The organism is Streptomyces sp. BBFR25 (assembly GCF_044590125.1).
Classification (GTDB): domain Bacteria; phylum Actinomycetota; class Actinomycetes; order Streptomycetales; family Streptomycetaceae; genus Streptomyces; species Streptomyces canus_D.
Map to the genome: position 1 here is coordinate 4,907,922 of NZ_CP172447.1, position 19,083 is coordinate 4,927,004.

Consider the following 19,083-nt stretch of genomic DNA (forward strand, 5'->3'; position numbering starts at 1 on the left):
TGTCCTTCCCCGGAGTCACAACGCCCGGGCCGCGTACGCCCTGACGTCGGCGTCCGTGTCGCCGGTGACGGTCGCCAGCGCCGTCCGGGCGTCCTCGGAGGCGGCAGTGTGCCGGGTCAGGGCGAGGACGGCCGCCTTGCGGACGTCGGCGTTTCGGTCGGCGAGGGCCTTGGCGAGGACGGGGACCGCGCGGTCGGACCCGGCGGCGGACAGCGCGGTGGCCGCGCCGGCCCGCACCTGCCAGGCGGGGTCGGACAGCGCGGCGACCGCACGGGCCGCCAGGGGAGCGGGGCAGCCCGTGTCCGCCAGGGCCGCGAGGGCGGCGCCGCGGACCAGGGCGTCTGGGTCCTCGGTGAGCCGGTCGAGGGCACCGCCGGTGCGGGGCGCCGCCCGCAGCGTCCCCAGCGCCTTGGCGACCGCGACCCGCACCTCGCGGGACGGATCGTCGGCGGCCGGGGAGAGCGCCTCCGCGGCGTCCAGCGAGACCAGCCCGCGCACCGCCTCGATGCGCACCGGGACGTCGGCGTCGCGGAGGGCCGAGGCGAAGGTGCCGGCGTCGCCCAGCCGCAGGATGCGCAGCAGGTCGAGGGCGGTGGCGCGGACGACGGGGTCGGTCTGCGCCAGTGCCTCGGCGAGGGGGTCGCCCAGGGCGGGTTCGGGCGTCAGCGTCTCGGCCAGTTCACGCAGGGAGGCGGCCGCCGCGGAGCGCACCTCGCCGTCGGGGTCGGACAGGGCGGCGGCGAGCGCCGGACCGGTACCGGCCGGGACGGTCTCGGTGAGCACGGTGACCGCCGTGCGCCGGACGCCAGGTTCGGGATCGGACAGGTAGGGACGGAGGGAGGAGAGTTCGGGCTCGCTCTCGGCCAGGGCGAGCAGTTCCAGCAGCCGGGGGGTCCCGGCGGCGCCGGGTTCGACGGCTGTGGTGGCCGTGGGGCGGGCCCCGGCCCCGGTGGCGAGGGGCGCGGCATCGCGGGCCCCGGCCGTCGCCACCTGCTCCGGGTGCACCTCGCCGAGGTGCCGGGAGGGGCCGCCGACCGGCGTGAACTCGTCGATCGGCACCAGATAGGGAGCCACGGGACGGGCCGTGAACTCCATCGCACCGGAGGGGGACTTGTGCAGATCGAGGTGATGGAACCAGGACGCGTCGTCCCGCTCCGGGATGTCGACGCGCTCGTGGTACAGACCCCAGCGGGACTCCGTGCGGGCCAGCGAGGCCCGGGCGGCCATCTCCGCGCAGTCGCGGATGAAGGTGACCTCGGCGCAGCGCATCAGTTCGTGCGGGGTGCGGGCGCCCATCGCCGCGATGTCCGTGCGCATCCGCTCGAACGACTCCAGGGCGAGCGACAGCCGGGCGCCGGACTTCGGCGGCGCCACGTAGTCGTTGACGAAGCGCCGCAGCTTGTACTCGACCTGCGGCTGCGGCGGGCCGTCGGGGTTGCGCAGCGGACGGTAGACCAGCTCGTGCGCCTCGCGAAGCTGCTCGGACGGCAGTTCACCCGCGTAGGCCGTGTACCGGGCGGCGTCGGCGCCCGCCAGGTCGCCGAAGACGAACGCGCCGATCATGTAGTTGTGCGGTACGCAGGCCAGGTCTCCGGCCGCGTAGAGGCGGGGGACGGTGGTGCGGGCGTGGTCGTCGACCCGGACACCCGAGGCGGAGTGGCCGCCGCACAGGCCGATCTCGGAGATGTGCATCTCGACGTCGTGGGTGCGGTAGTCGTGCCCGCGGCCCGCGTGGAAGGTGCCGCGTGTCGGCCGCTCGGTGGAGTGCAGGATGGACTCCAGGGCGGAGACCGACTCCTCCGGCAGGTGGCTGAGCTTCAGGTACACCGGGCCGCGGTCGCTGGCGACCTCCGCCGCGAACTCGGCCATCATCTGGCCCGACCAGTAGTCGGAGTCGACGAAGCGCTCGCCGTGCCGGTTGACCTGGTAACCGCCGAAGGGATTGGCGACGTAGGCGCACGCCGGGCCGTTGTAGTCCTTGATCAGCGGGTTGATCTGGAAGCACTCGATGCCGGTCAGTTCGGCACCCGCGTGGTAGGCCATGGCGTAGCCGTCACCGGCGTTGGTGGGGTTCTCGTAGGTGCCGTAGAGGTAGCCGGAGGCGGGCAGGCCGAGTCGGCCCGCGGCGCCGGTCGCGAGGATCACGGCACCCGCGCGGACGGTCACGAACCGCCCCGTGCGCGTGTTGAAGCCCGCCGCACCGACCGCCCGCCCCTGGGCCGTCAGGACCCGTACCGGCATCACACGGTTCTCGATGCGGATCCGTTCGCGCATCTCGCGCCGCCGCAGCTGCCGGTACAGGACCTTCTTGACGTCCTTGCCCTCCGGCATCGGCAGCACGTAGGAGCCGGACCGGTGTACCTGGCGCACGGCGTAGTCGCCGTGCTCGTCCTTCTCGAACTTCACCCCGTACGACTCCAGCCGCTGGACCATGGCGAAGCCCCGGGTGGCGGTCTGGCGGACGGTGGACTGGTCGACGATGCCGTCGTTGGCGCGGGTGATCTCGGCGACGTAGTCGTCGGGTTCGGCGCGGCCGGGGACGACGGCGTTGTTGACGCCGTCCATGCCCATGGCGAGGGCGCCGGAGTGGCGGACGTGGGCCTTCTCCAGCAGCAGCACGTCCGCACCGTGCTCGGCGGCGGTCAGCGCGGCCATGGTGCCGGCGGTGCCGCCGCCGATGACCAGGACGTCGCAGGAGAGTTCTTCGGCGTCGGTGAGGGCGGGGATCTCCACCAGGTGGCCTTTCAGGTGCCGAGGGATGTCAGGACGTCGCGCCGCAGCGCCACGCGGGCCGGGTCGTCGTGCGCGGCGCGGTCCCGGGGGCGGGGCACGTCGCGTACGGCGGTCAGGCGGCCGGCGCCGAGCAGGGCGACGCGGTCTCCGAGGAACAGGGCCTCGTCCACGTCGTGGGTGACGAAGACGACCGTGGCTCCCGTGCCGTGCAGTACCTCCACCAGCAGGTCCTGCATGCCGGCGCGGGTCTGGGCGTCGAGGGCGCCGAAGGGTTCGTCCATCAGCACGGCGCGGGGACGTCCGGCCAGCGCGCGGGCCAACTGGGCGCGCTGGCGCTGCCCCCCGGAGACACGGTGCGGCAGCTGCCTGGCCTGTGCGGCGAGGCCGACCCGCTCCAGCCAGGCCGTCGCCTGTTCCCGGCGTGCGGTGCGGGGCAGGCCCTGGACGGCGAGGGGGAGTTCGACGTTGCCGCGAAGGGTGCGCCAGGGCAGGAGGGCGTCCTCCTGGAAGACCAGCGCCCGGTCCGCGCCCGGGCCTTCGACGGGGCGCCCGTCCTGCTCCGCCGTTCCGGCCAGCGGCGGCAGCAGGCCGGCCAGCGTGCGCAGCAGCGTCGACTTGCCGCAGCCCGAGGGCCCGACCACGGTGAGGATCTCACCGGGCGGGACGTCGATGTCCACATCGCTCACCGCGACGGCGTCCGGGCGTCCGAGAGTGGCGCCGCGCAGCGCGAGCCGGGTACCGCGGCCGGACGTCCCGGTCTCGGTCTCGGCCCCGGTCCCGGCCCTGGTCTCGGCCCCGGTCCCGGCCCCGGCCCCGGCCTCGTTCTCGGTCTCAGTCTCAGTCTCAGTCTCGGACGAGGTGCTCATCGTGTGCCTCCTCGGGATGGTCGCGGGTGTCCTCGCGTACGGCGGCGTGGGCGGGCGGCGGCGTCACACCGGTCCGCGCGGTCTTCGGACGGGCGGCGGGGACGTACGCCGTGTGCGGCAGCCAGCGGGTGAGGCGGCGGCCCAGCAGTTCCACGGCCGTGGAGGTCAGCCAGCCGAGCACGCCGATGGTGACCATGCCGACGAAGACGCCCGGGTAGTCGACGACCGTGTAGTCCTGCCAGGTGCGGTACCCCACGCCGTACTGACCGGAGATCATCTCGGCGGAGATCACACAGATCCACGACACGCCGATGCCGACCGACAGACCACCGAAGACACCGGGCAGCGCGCCCGGCAGGACCACCGAGCCGAGGACCCGCCACCGGCCGCCGCCCATGGTGCGGACCGCCTCCTCCCACACGGGGGCCAGCGCGCGCACCGCGTGCCGGGTGGAGACGAGGACGGGGAAGAAGGCGGCGGCGCAGGTGATGAAGACGATGCCCTGCTCGTTGGAGGGGAAGAGGAGGATCGCCACGGGGACGAGGGCGATCGCGGGAATGGGCCGGATCACCTCGAGGACCGGACCGAGCAGGTCCTCGGCGAGCCGCGAGCGGGCCACCAGCACGCCCGTGGCCACGCCCAGGACGGCGGCGAGCAGGAAGCCGGTGAGGATGCGGGTCAGGCTGTCGGTGAGGTCGGTCCAGTAGTCGGGCCCCGCCAGCCGGTCGGCGAAGGTGTGGGCCACGTCGGTGACGGTGGGGAACTGCGAGAAGCGCAGCCACAGGTCGATGTCCTGGGCGGTCAGCAGCTGCCACAGGCCCAGGGCGACGGCGAGCGAGGCGACCCGCAGCGCGTATCGGGCGTAGCGGCTCACGAGGCCCGCTCCAGTGCCTCGGCGTACGGGACGACGCGCGCTCCGCCGTGCCCGGCGACGTACGCCCGCGCGGTCTCCGGTGCGACGAAGGGCAGCAGGTCGCCGCCGTCGGCCACCCACACCGCCTGGTCGGCGAACCACAGGGTGCCGGTGGTGCTGTCGGGGACGTAGGCGGCGCGGACCTCGTTGCGATGCCCGGCCACGTGCCGCAGCAGCGCGGCGGGGGAGGAGAAGGACAGGGTCTTGTCCGCGCCCTCGGGCCAGACCTCGCCGGCCGGTTCAGGTGGCGTGGCGGCGAGTCGCTCGGCGTACTCGGTCGGGCCGAGCGCCTTCTTCACGTACCGGTCGTCGACGAAGGCGTCCACGTCCACGTCGCCGGTGAGTTTCGCGTCCTTGAGGATCGACACGTCCTCCTTGAGGGCTTCGACGAGCTGCGGCCTGATCGCCGGGTCGAAGGTGGCGATGCCCTGGGCGCCGTTGTAGAGGTAGACGGTCTCGGCGGGCAGGTTGGTGGCCTTCGCGACCTTCTCCGCGGCGGCCACGGGATGCGCGTGCAGATAGTCGGTCGCCCGCGTCTGGGCCTTGAGGAAGGCCTCCAGCACGGCGGGGCGGTGTTCGGCGAAGTCCTCGACGGCGGTGACGCCGTGGAAGGTGGGCAGGTTCAGCTGTGCTCCGTCGTACAGGGCCTTCGCCTTGCCCTGGTGGGCGAGCAGGCCGGGCCAGGCGACGAACTGCGACAGGGCGTCCGCGCTTCCCGCGTCCAGGGCCGAGGCACCCACGGCGGGCTGCTGGTTGAGCTTCTCGATGTCCTCGTCGGGGTCGAGGCCGGCACGCTGCAGGGCGCGTACGAGGGTGCCGTCGGCGGCCGAGCCGACGCTGGTCGAGACCTTCTTGCCCTTGAGGTCCTTCAGGGAGGTGAGAGGAGAACCCGGTTTGACGACGACGGTGTTGAGGCCGCCGCGGAGGTTGTAGCCGGTGACCGAGACCAGGCGGGTCGGCTTGCCGAGCTGTGTGCCGCGTGCTGCGTTGATGAGCAGCGGGAAGTCGCCCATCGAGCCGATGTCGATCTTTCCGGCGGTCATCTGGGCCGTGATGGGCGCGCCGGTCGCGTAGTCCTGCCAGTCGACCTTGTAGGTGATGCCGTCGCCGAGGGAGTTGAGCTGCTGCTCGAAGTAGCCGAGGGAGCGCAGGAGGGTGCCGGCGGTGACCGTGTTGATCGTCCTGGACTGGTAGCCGACCGTCACGGTGACCGTGGAGCCGTCCCCGTCGGCGGACGCGTCGCCGCCGCAGGCGGTGAGGGGGAGGAGCAGGGCCACGGCGGACGCGGCGGCGGTGACGGGGAGTGCGGTGCGTTTCGCTTCCATGGGGAGTCGGCCTCTCACCGGAGCAGGTAGGGCATGTTGACCGTGACCGCCCCGGTGGGGCAGCGGGCGGCGCACGGGCCGCAGTACCAGCACTCGTCGACGTGCATGTACGCCTTGCCGTTGCGCTCGTCGATGGCGAGGGAGTCCAGCGGGCACATGTCCACGCAGAGCGTGCAGCCTTCGATGCACTTCGACTCGTCGATGGTCACGGGCACGTCGGCCCGCTGGGGCGCCAAGGGCATGGCTGTCTCCAGGGAGGGTGCGCGAAAGGGGGGTTCAGCGGGTCACAGGGACCGGTGCAGCAGGCCGCTCATCGCGATGCGGTCGCCGCGGAAGCGGACGAACTCCAGGTCGACGGGGCGGCCGTCGGCGAGGTGGGTGAGCCGTTCCAGCATGAGGACCGCAGTGCCGCGCGGTGCCTCCAGTACGGCGGCGGAGTGCGCGTCGGCGGTGACGGCCTCCAGGGTGATCTCGGCGTGGCCGAGCGGCCGGCCGGTGACGGATTCCAGCAGGCGGAACACGTCGGTGTTCTCCAGGTCCGCGCCGAGCAGGGCGGTCCCGATGTCGAGGGGGAGATAGGTGAGGTCCAGGGAGAGGGGGACGCCGTTGAGACGGCGCAGGCGTTCGACGTAGAGGACGTCGGCGCCGGGCGGGACGCGGAGGCGTTCGGCGACCGGGGCGGGAGCCGGGACGGGGACGGTCGTGCGGACCTCGTTGGTGACGCGGCCGTGTTCGTGCAGGGTCTCCGCGAGGCCCATCAGCCGGTCGAGGCCGTGGGCGTACTTGCGGGCCACGACCACGGTGCCGATCCCCGGCCGGCGGGCCACGAGCCCTTCGGCGCGCAGCAGGTCGAGCGCCTGGCGGACGGTGTTGCGGGTGGTGTCGTAGTCGGCGGCGAGGGTGTCCTCGTGGGGGAGGGTGCCGTCCGGGAAGGCGTCGTCGAGGAGCTGGCGGCGGAGCAGGTCGGCCAGTTGACGGGCCCGGTCGGCGCGCAGCCGACGCCGCGTGCGGTGGGCGGCGACGGTGGTCGCGCCCTGACCGGCGTGGTCTCGGATGCGTGCGGTGGGCGGCATGGCTGGAACCATACCTATCCAGTGGGATTAGTGGTGTTGCTGGAATGTTGCGCCACCTGGGGCTCCTCCGCTCGTGGGGGTGAGCTGGGGTTTCCGTCCGGGGCGGGGGAGTTCTGCCACCGTGGTGCTCACCGGGGCGCGAGGTGCGGGAGGAGGGTGCCCGCGGAGTGCGGCTAGGCCAGGGCCGTCAGGCCCGGGGCGAAGGTGATCAGCAGGGGGATGAACGGGACCAGGGCCGCTGTCGCCGTGGTCAGGGCGCGGTGGCGGCGGGGCATGCGCGGCCGGGGTTCCAGGAGGCGGTCGACCCGCTCGCCGAGGAGGCGGTGGCTGGAGGCGCAGGACAGGACGCCGCGGTGCTGGTTCAGCTCGATCAGGGCCAGCGCGGTGGTCAGGTGGCCGCAGCGCCGGGAAGCGGTGTCGTCGGCCGACAGCTCGACCAGGCGGTGGGTCTGGTCGCAGAAGTGGGCGAAGAGCGGGACACTCGGGAACCCGGTGGCCAGCGCGGTCGACAGGTGCAGCAACCAGTCGTGGCGGGCCCGGGCGTGGCCGCGCTCGTGGGTGAGGACGGCGTCCAGCTGGTGGTCGGTGAGGCGGTGCAGGGCGCCGGTCGTGACGATCAGCTGCGGCGGACTGCCGGGCATCCACCAGGCGTCCGGATACTCGTCCTCCAGGACCAGCAGGGGCCCGCGGGCGGCGGGGAGTCCGGCGGGCAGGTCGGGGGCGCGCTCGCGCAGATGGGCGCGGGACCGGGCGCGCCGGCGGCGGGCCTCGACGAGTTCGCGCGCGAGCATCGCGGTCGTCCAGGCGGCACCGGCCGCCAGCAGCAGGGTGAGGACGGCCGCCCAGACCGGCCCGGCGGAGAGGTTGTACGCCGCGGTCACCGCGGGCGGCGCCGGTGCGAACAGCTGGGCGCGGACGGTCCCGAAGACCGCCGCGGCGCCGAGGACCAGTGCCGTCAGACAGCACAGCAGCACGGTGGCGACCAGGCACTGCCACACCCACAGCCCGACCACGGGGTCCCGCTCGGGCCACGCCGAACGGGTCAGCGCGCGCGGCACCGGTACGGCGGCGGTCACGGCGACGACGAACAGCAGGAGCAGGCAGACGGTCATGCCACTGGCTCCGGATCCTGGTCGAAGGATGGGCGGCTCTGGCTGTACTGGGGCTGTGCTGGGCCGGGCCGTGCGTGGACACCGCCCGACGCCAGTATGACGGGGCCGGGCGGTGTGAGTCAGGTGTCGGCGGGCACCGGATTGCGAATCCGCGCCCCCAGTGGTCAGACGTCCCGGCCGACCACCCGCCCGGTCACCTCTCCCAGCCCCACCCGGACGCCGTCCGGCCCCGGGGCCCAGGCCGAGAGGGTCACCACGTCCCCGTCCTCCAGGAACGTCCGCTTGCCGTCGGGCAGTTCCAGCGGCTCGCGGCCGTTCCAGGTCAGTTCGAGCAGCGACCCCCGCTCCCGCTCGGCCGGCCCGCTCACCGTGCCCGAGCCGTAGAGGTCGCCGGTGCGCAGCGAGGCGCCGTTGACCGTCATGTGGGCCAACTGCTGGGCGGCCGTCCAGTACATGGTGGAGAACGGCGGCTCGGAGATGACGTGGCCGTTGAGCGCGACGGAGATCCGCAGGTCGTAGCCGCCGGGGCCGTCCTGGTCGTCGTCGGTGTCGTCCAGGTAGGGCAGCAGCTCGTGGGTGCGCTCGGGCGGCGCGACCCGTGCCTCCTCCAGCGCGTCCAGCGGGGTGATCCACGCCGACACCGACGTCGCGAAGGACTTGCCGAGGAACGGGCCGAGGGGCACGTACTCCCAGGCCTGGACGTCCCGCGCGGACCAGTCGTTGAGCAGGCAGAGCCCGAAGACGTGCTCGCGGAAGTCGCCGAGCGCCACCGGACTGCCCGGTTCGGACGGCACGCCCACGACGAAGCCGACCTCGGCCTCGATGTCGAGGCGGACGGACGGCCCGAAGACGGGAGCGGCGTCGGCCGGTGCCTTGCGCTGCCCCGAGGGACGTACGACGTCGGTGCCGGACACGACGACCGTGCCGGAACGGCCGTGGTAACCGATCGGCAGATGCTTCCAGTTCGGGGTGAGGGAGTCGGCGGCGTCGGGGCGGAAGATCTGGCCGACGTTGCGGGCGTGGTTCTCGGAGGCGTAGAAGTCGACGTAGTCGGCGACCTCGAAGGGCAGGTGCAGGGTCACCGACGACAGCGGATGGAAGAGCGGCTCCAGGACCTCGCGGTGGGAGGGGACCGTCACCCACGCCGTCAGCGCGCGCCGCACGTCCGACCACGCCGTCCGCCCGGCCGCCAGCAGCGGGTTGAGCGTGGGCCGCGCGAGGAGGGACGCATACGGCGAGCCGAGTGCGTGGGCCGCCGCGCCCGCGTCGAGGACGTGGTCGCCGAGCCGGACGCCCACCGTCCGGTCCGACCGGTCGCGCGAGCCGGGGATCGAGAACACGCCGTACGGAAGGTTGTGCGGACCGAAGGGGTCGCCCTCGGGGACATCGAAGGGGGGCATCGGGTGCTGCCTCGCTTTCGTGCTCGCCATGTGCGCCGTGCGCGCCGTGTCTGCGTGGTCGGGCCACACGTTACGGCTGACCCACCGGTCTTGGGCAGTGCGGCGGGAGGTGGCGGCGCCCGGGACGTGATCTTGACGACGTGATCTCGACGCGGTGGTACGAACAGGGGTGACTCTCGGAGGGCGCCGGGAGGGACGGCGTGCCGCACCGGGGCAGCGGGGCAGTGGGTCAGCAGGCCATGCTGGTGCCAACCGGTGCACAGGCCTCCAACCGGCTTTAGCCGATGATGTGTCAGGTTTCGGACATCATCGGGCGTCCTCGTGCATCCTCGTTCCGGTTCGAACGCACTCGCTGCGCCCTCGTTCGGAAGCGGTCACGGGTGAGTCGGACGGGTGCGGTGTCCGTATTCTCTGATCATGGACCGCACCGCATATTCGCTCGTCGCCACCGATCTGGACGGCACGCTGCTCCGCGGCGACGACACCGTCTCCGACCGGTCGCTGGCCGCGCTGGCGCGGGTCGCCGGGGCGGGTGCGCGGCACCTGGTGGTGACGGGGCGGCCGGCCCCCCGGGTGCGCCCCCTGCTCGACCGGCTCGGCTGCACGGGACTCGCGGTGTGCGGGCAGGGCGCGCAGGTGTACGACGCCGGGGCGCACCGGATGCTGTGGTCGGTCACCCTGGACCGGGAGCTGGCCGAGACCGCCATCGGCAAGATCGAGGCCGAGGTGGGCCAGGTGCACGCGGCCGTCGACCAGGACGGCGTCGACGGACTGACGCTCATCGAGCCGGGCTATCTGATGCCCCACCCGACGCTGCCCGCGGTGCGCGTCGAGCGGCGCGAGCAGCTGTGGTCCACGCCGATCAGCAAGGTGCTGCTGCGCCACCCCGAGCTGACCGACGACGAACTGGCGACGACGGCGCGCGCGGTGGTCGGTTCCCTCGCGACGGTCACCATGTCCGGGCCCGGCACCGTGGAGCTGCAGCCCTGCGGCATCACCAAGGCGACCGGCCTGGCGCTGGCCGCCGAGCACCTGGGCCTCGGGCGGCGGCGGACGATCGCGTTCGGGGACATGCCCAACGACGTCCCCATGTTCCACTGGGCGGCCCACGGCGTCGCCATGGCCGGTGCCCACCCCGAACTCAAGGCGGTGGCGGACGAGGTCACCACGACGAACGAGGACGACGGCGTGGCCGTCGTCCTCGAGCGGATCTTCGGAACCTCTTAGCCGAGGCTCAGGCGGCGTACGGCTCAGTACGCGCTGAAGACGTTGTCCATCGAGCCGTAGCGGTCGGCCGCGTAGTTGCAGGCGGCGGTGATGTTGGCGACCGGGTCGTACGGGTCCCAGGAGGTGCCGGGCACGTGGTACGCCTGGAAGGTCGGGTCGATCACCTGGAGCAGGCCCTTGGACGGGGTGCCGTTGACGGCGTTGATGTCCCAGTTGTTGATGGCGAGCGGGTTGCCGGAGGACTCCCGCATGATGTTGCGGTGAATGCCCTCGTAGGTCCCGGGGATGCCGTGCTGGGCCATGATGTCGAGCGACTCGCGGATCCAGCCGTCGAGGTTGTCCGGGTACGTCTTGGCCGCCGTGGTGGCGGTCGTGGCGGCGGCCGGGGTGGCCGCGGAGGCGGTGGTGGCGCCGATGAGCGGCAGCGCGAGCACCGCGGCACCGGTCCCTGCCACCGCGAGCTTGCGGGCGAGGCGGCCGGTGCGGGCGTGACGGTTCTGACCGTTGGCAGACATGTGTCCCTCTCCTTACGCCTACGAGGTGAGCTGTCGGGTTCGGGCGGGGAGGTGCCCGGCCGCGCCCTGACGGGTACGGCTTCACCCCGAGCCACTCCGGTGGTGACCGGTGCGGCGACTTACCTGGGTCCCCCGCTCCTGCCGGCGAGTGTGTTGGGTGGATGACTGTGCGACGGGCGGTGGCAGGATTCGGCGTCCGCCCGACAGGCCGGGAACGTATGCGAGAGCACATGTCCGGAACAAGTGCAGGAATCACCCCAAGTGCCTGTTGACCTTGTTCTGAGGTGTTTGAGGCTCTTGATCCTTTGCTGTTGCCAAGCCCCAACTGGCTTGCGGGGCAAAGGGAGGGCACAGGTTCGGGCGGGGTTGCCCGGAGAGGGCCCGGAGTGAGCCAACTCACTGGCGTCAACAAGCATGGCAAAACGGGCATTCATCCCAACCGTGCCCCAACCGACCGTCGGTGGGGACGGCTTCGGGTGTCGAGCGGCGAGAGGAGGGAATCGGGGTGGGGGAGCGGATGGCTGGGCCGGCGTCTGCCGCGGGCGGCGCGGGGGTGTCCGTGCGGGCGTGCGTGTCGATCGGGTGACGTTCTCGAAGTGCGGGCCGTTGGGAGGAGTGGTGGGATCTTCGTCGGCGGCTTCCGGCCCGTCCGCCCTCCGGGTCCGGCTCACCCCTCTGGCGATATCAATCAAAATCTGCTCATATCACCTGATCAAAAACATACCGTTCATGATCCGATACCGACCAGCCTGTAACGGTGGGCGCTAGCGGTGATCGAAACGTGACCGGATACGCTGACTTGAGTGGTGGCAGCGACCTATCGACAAACCAGGTAATCGCCAGTAGACACCAGCAGACAGGAGACCCCTCGTGACCGTCGTCGGGCCGTTCGGGCTGAGCGTGCGGGACCAGGCTCTGGAAGCCGATGTCCAGGCCGGATTGGTTGCTGTCGAGGAAGGGTTGCTTGAGGCAACCAAAAGCGAGGTGCCGTTCATCACGGAGGCCGCCCAGCACCTGGTGCGGGCCGGCGGGAAACGGTTCCGGCCGCTGCTGGTGATGCTCTCGGCCCAGTTCGGCGACCGCTACGCCCCCGGGATCGTGCCCTCGGCCGTGGTGGTGGAGCTGACCCACCTCGCCACGCTGTACCACGACGACGTGATGGACGAGGCCGCCGTGCGGCGAGGGGTGCCCAGCGCGAACACCCGCTGGGACAACTCGGTCGCGGTCCTCACCGGCGACTTCCTGTTCGCCCGCGCCTCGCAGATCCTCGCCGACCTCGGTCCCGAGGCGGTCCGCGTCCAGGCCCTCGCGTTCGAGCGGCTGGTCACCGGTCAGATCCTGGAGACGGCCGGCCCGCAGGACGGCCGCGACCCGGTCGACCACTACCTGGACGTGCTGGGCGGCAAGACGGGCTCGCTGGTGGCGGTCTCCTGCCGGTTCGGCGCGATGATGTCCGGCGCCGACGAGACGGTGGTGGACGTGCTGACCCAGTACGGCGAGCGGCTCGGCGTCGCCTTCCAGCTCGCGGACGACGTCCTGGACATCGCCTCCGACTCCGACGAGTCCGGCAAGACCCCCGGCACCGACCTGCGCGAGGGCATCCCCACCCTGCCCGTGCTGCGGTTGCGCGAGCGGGCGGCTCGGCTGGGGCTCGCCGAGGACATCGCGCTGTGCGAGCTGCTCGACTCCGACCTGAGCGACGACGCGCGGCACGCCGAGGCGCTGCGCCTGCTGCGCGCCCACCCCGCGCTGGAGCAGGCCCGCCGGGACACCGTCCGGTACGCCAAGGACGCCCGGGCCGCGCTGGCCCCGCTGCGGGAGTGCGACGCGAAGGCCGCGCTGATCGAGCTGTGCGACGCGGTGGTGCACCGGGCCGGCTGACCGCCGGTCCGTCGCCGGGTGGCGTGCGGCAGCCCCTACGGAGCGGGGGACCCGCCACCCCTGCGTGTCATCCCGCAGGAGTAGGCGGAGTTGAGCCCGCGGTCTGACGCTTGTGCTCCGGCGATTTGGTCAGATGGACACCACGGAAAACACCAATCCTCACCGATTCGGGTGAGAATGGCGGCTCACGGGTGAACGAGTGCGAGGTCGCGAGACAGCCGCCGCCGACGACGGAGGTAGGGCACACATGGCACCGATCGATTCCGACGACAACACGACCGCCGGGGAGGGCGAGGAGCTGCGGGCCGGACGGCGCAAGGCCGCGCGGTACGTCGTCCCGGTCGCGGTGATGGGAGTGGCGGCCGCGACGATCGGGCTCGTCCCCGCGCTCGCCGACTCCGGCGACCCCGACCTGCCGAAGGTCACGGCGGAGCAGCTCATAGAGAAGATCGCCAAGTCGGACGTCCAGCAGCTGTCCGGCACCGTGCGCATCAACACCGACCTGGGCCTGCCGGACCTCGGCGGGTTGGAGAGCGGCCTGATGTCCGGAATGTCCGGAAGTCCGGGCTCCGGTGGGGACGGCGAGGGCTCCGCCGCCGACCCGTCGGCCAAGCTCACCGAGCTGGTGTCCGGCAGCCACACGCTGCGCGTCGCGGCCGACGGCCCCGACCGGCAGAAGGTCTCCCTGCTGGAGGACGCCGCCGAGTACAGCCTGATCCACAACGGCAAGGACGTCTGGGGCTACGACAGCCGCTCCAACGAGGTCTACCACTCCACCAGCGGGGACGGCGCCGAGCGGCCGGAGAAGGGCGCGCCGGGGCGGGACGCGCCGGGCAAGGACGTGCCGGCCACCCCGAAGGACTTCGCCGACCAGGCGCTCAAGTCGGTCGACGCCACCACGTCCGTGACCGTCGGCGGCACCGCGCAGGTGGCGGGCCGGGACGCCTACCGCCTGGTCGTCGAGCCCAAGCAGGACGGTTCCACGGTCGGTGCGATCACCGTGGCCGTGGACGCCGAGACCGGCACCCCGCTCAAGTTCACCCTGACCCCGGCGAGCGGCGGCGCCGCCGTCGTGGACGTGGGCTTCACCAAGGTCAGCTTCGCGAAGCCGGACGCGTCGACGTTCGCCTTCACGCCGCCCGAGGGCGCGAAGGTCACCGAGGCCGACGAGGCAGGGCGTAAGGGCGAGGTCCCCGAGCACGGACGCGAGGCCGAGGGCGACCTGGCCAAGGGGATGGACGGCCTCAAGGTCATCGGCGAGGGCTGGAACTCGATCGCCACCTTCGACACCGGCGCCGGGGGCGGCCTGCCCATGGCGTCCGCGGGCGGCGACCTCGGCGGCTTCCTCGGCTCCTTCGGCGACCAGGTCAAGGGCGACTTCGGCTCGGGTACGGTCTTCAAGACCCGCCTGGTCAACGCCCTGATCACGGACGACGGCAAGGTCTACGCCGGTGCGGTCACCAAGGACGCGCTGGTGAAGGCGGCCGACGCCGCGCGGTAGGACGTACGCGGCACGCCCACCCCGTGCGGCGAAGAGGACGCAACAGGGGAAACGAGGGAAACGAGGGAGCCGATGGCCGAACCGTCCGCCACGGAGCCGGAGCGCCCGGGCCGGGAGCCGGACCGGGAGAGCGCGGATGACGCCGTCATCGCCACCCGCGCGCTCACCAAGCGCTACCGCGGCGGACAACTCGCCGTCGACGGTCTGGACCTGACCGTCCCGGCGGGCAGCGTCTTCGGCTTCCTCGGGCCCAACGGCTCCGGCAAGACCACCACCATCCGCATGCTGATGGGGCTGATCGAACCCACCTCGGGCAGCGCCCGGGTCCTCGGCCGGCCCATGCCGCGCGCGTCCCGCACCGTACTGCCCAGGGTCGGCGCCCTCATCGAGGGCCCGGCCCTGTACGGCTTCCTCTCCGGGCGCGACAACCTGCTGCGCTACGACGCCGCCGACCCGACCGCCGACCCGCGCACCCGGCGCGAGCGCGTCGCGGCGGCGCTGGACCGGGTGGGCCTCGCGGCCGCCGGCGGCAAGAAGGCGAAGGCGTACTCGCTCGGCATGAAGCAGCGGCTGGGTCTCGCCGCGGCGCTGCTCCAGCCGCGCCGCCTGCTCGTCCTGGACGAGCCGACCAACGGACTCGACCCCCAGGGCATGCGCGAGATCCGCACCCTGGTGCGCGAACTGGCCTCCGACGGCACCACCGTCTTCCTCTCCTCCCACCTGCTGGACGAGATCGAGCAGGTGTGCACCCACGCCGCCGTGATGGCACAGGGGAGGCTGATCACCCAGGGCGCGGTCGCCGACCTGGCGGCCGGGGCGCGCGGCCGGCTCGTGGTGAGCACGCCGGACGTGGGCGACGCCGCCCGGGTGCTGAAGGAGCAGGGGGCCGCGGACGTGGTCGTCGACGGGGACCGGGTGACGGCGGAGCCGCCGGAGCGCGACCTCGCCGAGGTGAACGCGGCGCTGGTCGCGGCCCGGGTCCGGGTCCGGGGCTTCGTTCTGGAACGGGCCTCGCTGGAGGACGCGTTCGTGGCGCTGACCGGGGAGGGCTTCGATGTCGCGGGCTGAGGTGCGGGACGAGGCTGCGGGGGAGTCCGAGGCCACGGCGTCGGGTGCGACGCCGAACCCGGGCGCCGCGCGGACTCCGAGGACCCCAAGGACCCCGAGTGCGCTGTGGTCCCTGGGGCTGTTCCGCAGCGAGCTGCTGACCACCTTCCGGCGCTGGCGGACCCTCGCCCTGCTGGCCGTGCTCGCCGCCGTGCCGGTCCTGGTGGGCATCGCCGTGAAGATCGAGACGAGCGACGGGTCCTCGCTGGGCGGTGGCGGCGGCGGTGGCGGCGAGGGACCGGCGTTCATCTCACAGATCAGCAACAACGGGCTGTTCCTGGTCTTCACCGCGCTCGCCGCGACCCTCCCGTTCTTCCTGCCGATGGCCATCGGCGTCGTCGCGGGCGACGCGATCGCGGGCGAGTCGAGCGCGGGCACGCTCCGCTACCTCCTGGTCGCCCCGGCCGGCCGCTCCCGGCTGCTGCTCACCAAGTACGCGACGGTGATCGCCTTCTGCCTCGCCGCCACCCTGGTGGTCGCGGTCTCGGCGCTCGCGGTCGGCGCGCTGCTGTTCCCGGTCGGGGACCTGATCACCATCTCCGGCACCAGGATCAGCTACGCCGAGGGTCTGGGACGGGCGCTGCTGATCGCCCTGGTCGTGGCCGCCTCACTCGTCGGCATCGCGGCCCTGGGCCTGTTCGTCTCCACCCTGACGGGCAGCGGCATCGCGGCGATGGCCACCACGGTCGGACTGCTGATCACCGTCCAGATCCTCGACCAGATCCCCCAGCTCGACGCCCTCCAGCCGTACTTCTTCTCGCACTACTGGCTCTCCTTCGCCGATGTGATGCGCGAACCGGTCTACTGGGACGACCTGGTGAAGAACCTCGGCCTCCAGGCCCTCTACGCGGCGGTCTTCGGCTCGGCGGCCTGGGCCCGGTTCACCACCAAGGACATCACCGCGTAGCCCCGGCGTACGCCCGCTCGTACGGAATCGTGCGAAGGGCGCCTCCGCACGGCGTGACCTCCTGGAACGAGCCTGTGACACCCCGGTGACGCGAGAACGGGGAGCGAGCGGAGAGACTCGACAGTAGGTGTACGACAGGCATGACAGGCTCTGGACGGCAGGGAACGGGAACCGCCGACGGAAGCCGCCGATGAGTGGGGGAACGATGTCTCGACTCGGCCGCGACAAACAGCGGGAGCACGAGCGCGCCGAGGGCTCGCCCGGTTCCGCGGCGACGCCGATCGACGTCCGGGTGCCGGAGGGCGACTCCGGCGTACGCGCTGCCACGGTCGACGGTTCACCGGTCGTCGCGGCGCCGGGCGAGGAGATCCAGAACGCCGTCCTGAACCGACTCCACCGCCTCGCCCTCGCCGCCGGCCGGCCCGTCCTCGCCACGATCCACGACCGTCGCCTCGGCTACTCCGTCCCCCTCCGGGTCGATCCGGACGGCTCCAGCCACCTCGCGGCGGAACCGGTGCCGACCGCGACCGACGAGACACCGGTGCAGGCGCCCACGGAGGCCCCCGTGGAGGCACCCGTACGGCTGGACCGGGCCACGCACGTCCTGCGCGCGGTGGCGCCGGTCCGGGACAGCGCCCCGACGTTCACGCTGCGCGCCCTGCCGGAACCGGCCGGGGGGACGCCGCCCGGCACGGTGGCGCCGCCGACGGGTGAGTTCGGGCCGCCGCCCCGCATGGACGCCGCCTCCACGCCCGGCGCCTCGCGGGACGCGGGGCCGCGGCCGACGCTCGGCCCCTTCGCCACCGCAGCACTGGGACCGACTTCCGCACCCGTCCCCGTACCTGCCGTACCCGTACCCGCACCCGTGTCCGCACCGATCGCGGAGCCGATACCGGTCCCGGTCCCGGCACCCGCCCCCGAGCCGGAAACCGCCCCCGTCCCCGACCTCGGCCCCCGCCCCGACCCGTACTCCGATCCCGACCCCAAGCCCACGCCGGCCCGCGGCTTCGACGCCGTCGCCGAGGCGGTGCTGGGGGACGCCCCGCTCACCGCGCCCGGCGACGCCACCGCCCCCGCCCTGCTCGCGGAGCCGACGGTGCGCGTCAACGAGGCCGTCAAGGAGGGGCGTACGGAGGACGCGGCACGGCTGGCGGAGGAAACGGTGACGCAGGCCTCGCGCACGCTGGGGCCGGAGCACCCGGAGGTACTCCGGCTCCGTGAGCTGACGGCGTACATCGCCTACTTGTCGGGCGACCCGGACCGTGCCTTCCGGCTCTCCCTCGACCTGGCCCGGATACACCGGCGCTCGGGCGACGCCGAGGCCGCGTACGGCAACGTCCAGAGCGCGGCGACCGCCTGGCGTGCCGTACGCGACCCCGCACGGGGCCTGGAGCTGGGGGACGACCTGGTCGGCCTGTGGGACGAACTCGCCGCCGAGGACGGCCCGGCCGCCGAGGATGCCGAGGAACTGGAGTCCGCCCGCGCCCGCATGGACCGCCTCACCCGACGCGTCGGCGCCCAGGCGGGCTGACGATCGCCCCTACTGCGACAGTTCCCAGACCGCGTACGCGATGGCGTCGCTGTTGCGGTTCAGGGCCGTGTCGTTGATGTTGGCGGTCGTGTCGCAGGACGAGTGGTAGCAGCGGTCGAACGGCTGGCCCGCGGTGCCGCCCCACTTGGCCGCCTGCGCGGACGTCTTGCGGTAGTCCGCGCCGCTGAAGAGACCGCCCACGGGGACACCGGCGTTCTTGAAGGGCGCGTGGTCGGAACGTCCGTCGCCCTCGGTCTCGATCTCCGTGGAGATGCCCAGACCGGCGTAGTAGTCCTTGAACGTCTTCTCGATCGTGGGATCGTCGTCGTAGACGAAGTAGCCGGGGTTGGGCGAGCCGATCATGTCGAAGTTCAGATAGCCGCTGATCTTCGCGCGCTCGGCGGAGCCGAGGCTGTTGACGTAGTAGCGGGAGCCGACGAGTCCCAGCTCCTCCGCGCCCCACCAGGCGAAGCGCAGATGCTTGGTGGGCTGGTAGCCGGACCGGGCGACGGCGAGCGCGGTCTCCAGGACGGCCGAGGAGCCGGAGCCGTTGTCGTTGATGCCGGGTCCGGAGGTGACGCTGTCCAGATGTGACCCGGCCATGACAACCTGATTGGCGTCGCCGCCGGGCCAGTCCGCTATCAGGTTGTACCCGGTGCGGCCCGAGGCGGTGAACTGCTGGACCCGGGTGGTGAATCCGGCCGCGTCCAGCTTGGCCTTCACGTAGTTGAGGGAGGCCTGGTAGCCGGCGCGGCCGTGGGCGCGGTTGCCGCCGTTCGCCGTGGCGATCGACTGCAGTTGCGAGAGGTGGGCCTTGACGTTGGCTATCGGTATGTCCGGTGCGGCAGCGGCAGCGGCAGCGGTGGTGGTGCCCGTGCCGGTGGCGTGCGCGGGCGCGGTCGCCGCGCCCGCGGCGGAACCGCCGGTCACCAGTGTGGCGACGGCGACGGCTCCGGCCGTCAGCGCACGCCCGGAAAGGAGGAGCTTCATGT

The 19,083-nt window shown here is 72.6% G+C and carries 16 protein-coding genes and 1 riboswitch; of the genes, 6 read left to right on the forward strand and 10 right to left on the reverse strand.

Annotation, left to right across the window (positions count from 1 at the left end):
- Window positions 1-15: 15 nt before the first annotated feature.
- The 8 genes from ACGH52_RS22455 to fahA form a co-directional block, all read right to left on the reverse strand.
- Window positions 16-2,733: a fumarate reductase/succinate dehydrogenase flavoprotein subunit gene (locus ACGH52_RS22455; RefSeq protein WP_399941828.1), complete on the reverse strand. Its 2,718-nt coding sequence runs from the start codon at window positions 2,731-2,733 to the stop codon at window positions 16-18.
- An 11-nt stretch (window positions 2,734-2,744) separates the two neighbouring features.
- Window positions 2,745-3,599 carry an ABC transporter ATP-binding protein gene (locus ACGH52_RS22460; protein ID WP_399941831.1) on the reverse strand — a complete coding sequence of 285 codons (855 nt, stop codon included), beginning with the start codon at window positions 3,597-3,599 and terminating at the stop codon, window positions 2,745-2,747.
- Window positions 3,577-4,473, reverse strand: coding sequence for an ABC transporter permease (locus ACGH52_RS22465; RefSeq protein WP_399941834.1), 897 nt, complete (start codon window positions 4,471-4,473; stop codon window positions 3,577-3,579). Before ACGH52_RS22465 ends, ACGH52_RS22460 begins: the two co-directional genes overlap by 23 nt.
- Window positions 4,470-5,837 carry an ABC transporter substrate-binding protein gene (locus ACGH52_RS22470; RefSeq protein WP_399941837.1) on the reverse strand — a complete coding sequence of 456 codons (1,368 nt, stop codon included), beginning with the start codon at window positions 5,835-5,837 and terminating at the stop codon, window positions 4,470-4,472. Before ACGH52_RS22470 ends, ACGH52_RS22465 begins: the two co-directional genes overlap by 4 nt.
- Before the next feature lie 14 nt (window positions 5,838-5,851).
- Window positions 5,852-6,079 (reverse strand): ferredoxin family protein, encoded by a 228-nt coding sequence (locus ACGH52_RS22475; protein ID WP_030145386.1) that lies wholly within the window; start codon window positions 6,077-6,079, stop codon window positions 5,852-5,854.
- A gap of 42 nt (window positions 6,080-6,121) precedes the next feature.
- A complete protein-coding gene (locus ACGH52_RS22480; protein WP_059299953.1) occupies window positions 6,122-6,910 on the reverse strand; it encodes a GntR family transcriptional regulator in 789 nt (262 codons plus the stop codon).
- 173 nt (window positions 6,911-7,083) lie between these two features.
- Complete coding sequence (locus ACGH52_RS22485) at window positions 7,084-8,022, reverse strand: M56 family metallopeptidase (RefSeq protein WP_076975782.1); 939 nt, start codon at window positions 8,020-8,022, stop codon at window positions 7,084-7,086.
- Window positions 8,023-8,186: 164 nt separating this feature from the next.
- Window positions 8,187-9,422 (reverse strand): fumarylacetoacetase, encoded by a 1,236-nt coding sequence (fahA, locus tag ACGH52_RS22490; RefSeq protein ID WP_399941841.1) that lies wholly within the window; start codon window positions 9,420-9,422, stop codon window positions 8,187-8,189.
- A gap of 417 nt (window positions 9,423-9,839) precedes the next feature.
- Between fahA and ACGH52_RS22495 the strand changes: the two genes are divergently transcribed.
- Window positions 9,840-10,649, forward strand: coding sequence for an HAD family hydrolase (locus ACGH52_RS22495; protein ID WP_121701170.1), 810 nt, complete (start codon window positions 9,840-9,842; stop codon window positions 10,647-10,649).
- Window positions 10,650-10,672: 23 nt separating this feature from the next.
- Here the strand turns inward: ACGH52_RS22495 and ACGH52_RS22500 are convergent, their stop codons facing one another.
- A complete protein-coding gene (locus ACGH52_RS22500; RefSeq protein WP_399941846.1) occupies window positions 10,673-11,164 on the reverse strand; it encodes a transglycosylase SLT domain-containing protein in 492 nt (163 codons plus the stop codon).
- Window position 11,165: 1 nt separating this feature from the next.
- Window positions 11,166-11,321: riboswitch (cyclic di-AMP (ydaO/yuaA leader) on the reverse strand.
- 713 nt (window positions 11,322-12,034) lie between these two features.
- Between ACGH52_RS22500 and ACGH52_RS22505 the strand changes: the two genes are divergently transcribed.
- The 5 genes from ACGH52_RS22505 to ACGH52_RS22525 all read left to right on the forward strand — a co-directional run bounded on the left by ACGH52_RS22505 (window position 12,035) and on the right by ACGH52_RS22525 (window position 18,091).
- Window positions 12,035-13,045, forward strand: a complete 1,011-nt coding sequence (locus ACGH52_RS22505; protein ID WP_059299958.1) for a polyprenyl synthetase family protein — start codon at window positions 12,035-12,037, stop codon at window positions 13,043-13,045.
- Between the two features lie 247 nt (window positions 13,046-13,292).
- Entirely contained in the window at window positions 13,293-14,546 is a 1,254-nt protein-coding gene (locus ACGH52_RS22510; RefSeq protein WP_121701172.1) for an outer membrane lipoprotein carrier protein LolA, read from the forward strand.
- Window positions 14,547-14,618: 72 nt separating this feature from the next.
- Complete coding sequence (locus tag ACGH52_RS22515) at window positions 14,619-15,614, forward strand: ABC transporter ATP-binding protein (protein ID WP_399941849.1); 996 nt, start codon at window positions 14,619-14,621, stop codon at window positions 15,612-15,614.
- Window positions 15,601-16,560, forward strand: coding sequence for an ABC transporter permease (locus tag ACGH52_RS22520; RefSeq protein ID WP_399941852.1), 960 nt, complete (start codon window positions 15,601-15,603; stop codon window positions 16,558-16,560). Before ACGH52_RS22515 ends, ACGH52_RS22520 begins: the two co-directional genes overlap by 14 nt.
- A 205-nt stretch (window positions 16,561-16,765) precedes the next feature.
- Complete coding sequence (locus tag ACGH52_RS22525) at window positions 16,766-18,091, forward strand: tetratricopeptide repeat protein (RefSeq protein WP_399941854.1); 1,326 nt, start codon at window positions 16,766-16,768, stop codon at window positions 18,089-18,091.
- 9 nt (window positions 18,092-18,100) lie between these two features.
- Here the strand turns inward: ACGH52_RS22525 and ACGH52_RS22530 are convergent, their stop codons facing one another.
- On the reverse strand, window positions 18,101-19,081 hold the full coding sequence (locus tag ACGH52_RS22530) for a M28 family metallopeptidase (protein WP_121701091.1): 981 nt from the start codon (window positions 19,079-19,081) through the stop codon (window positions 18,101-18,103).
- Window positions 19,082-19,083: the final 2 nt, after the last annotated feature.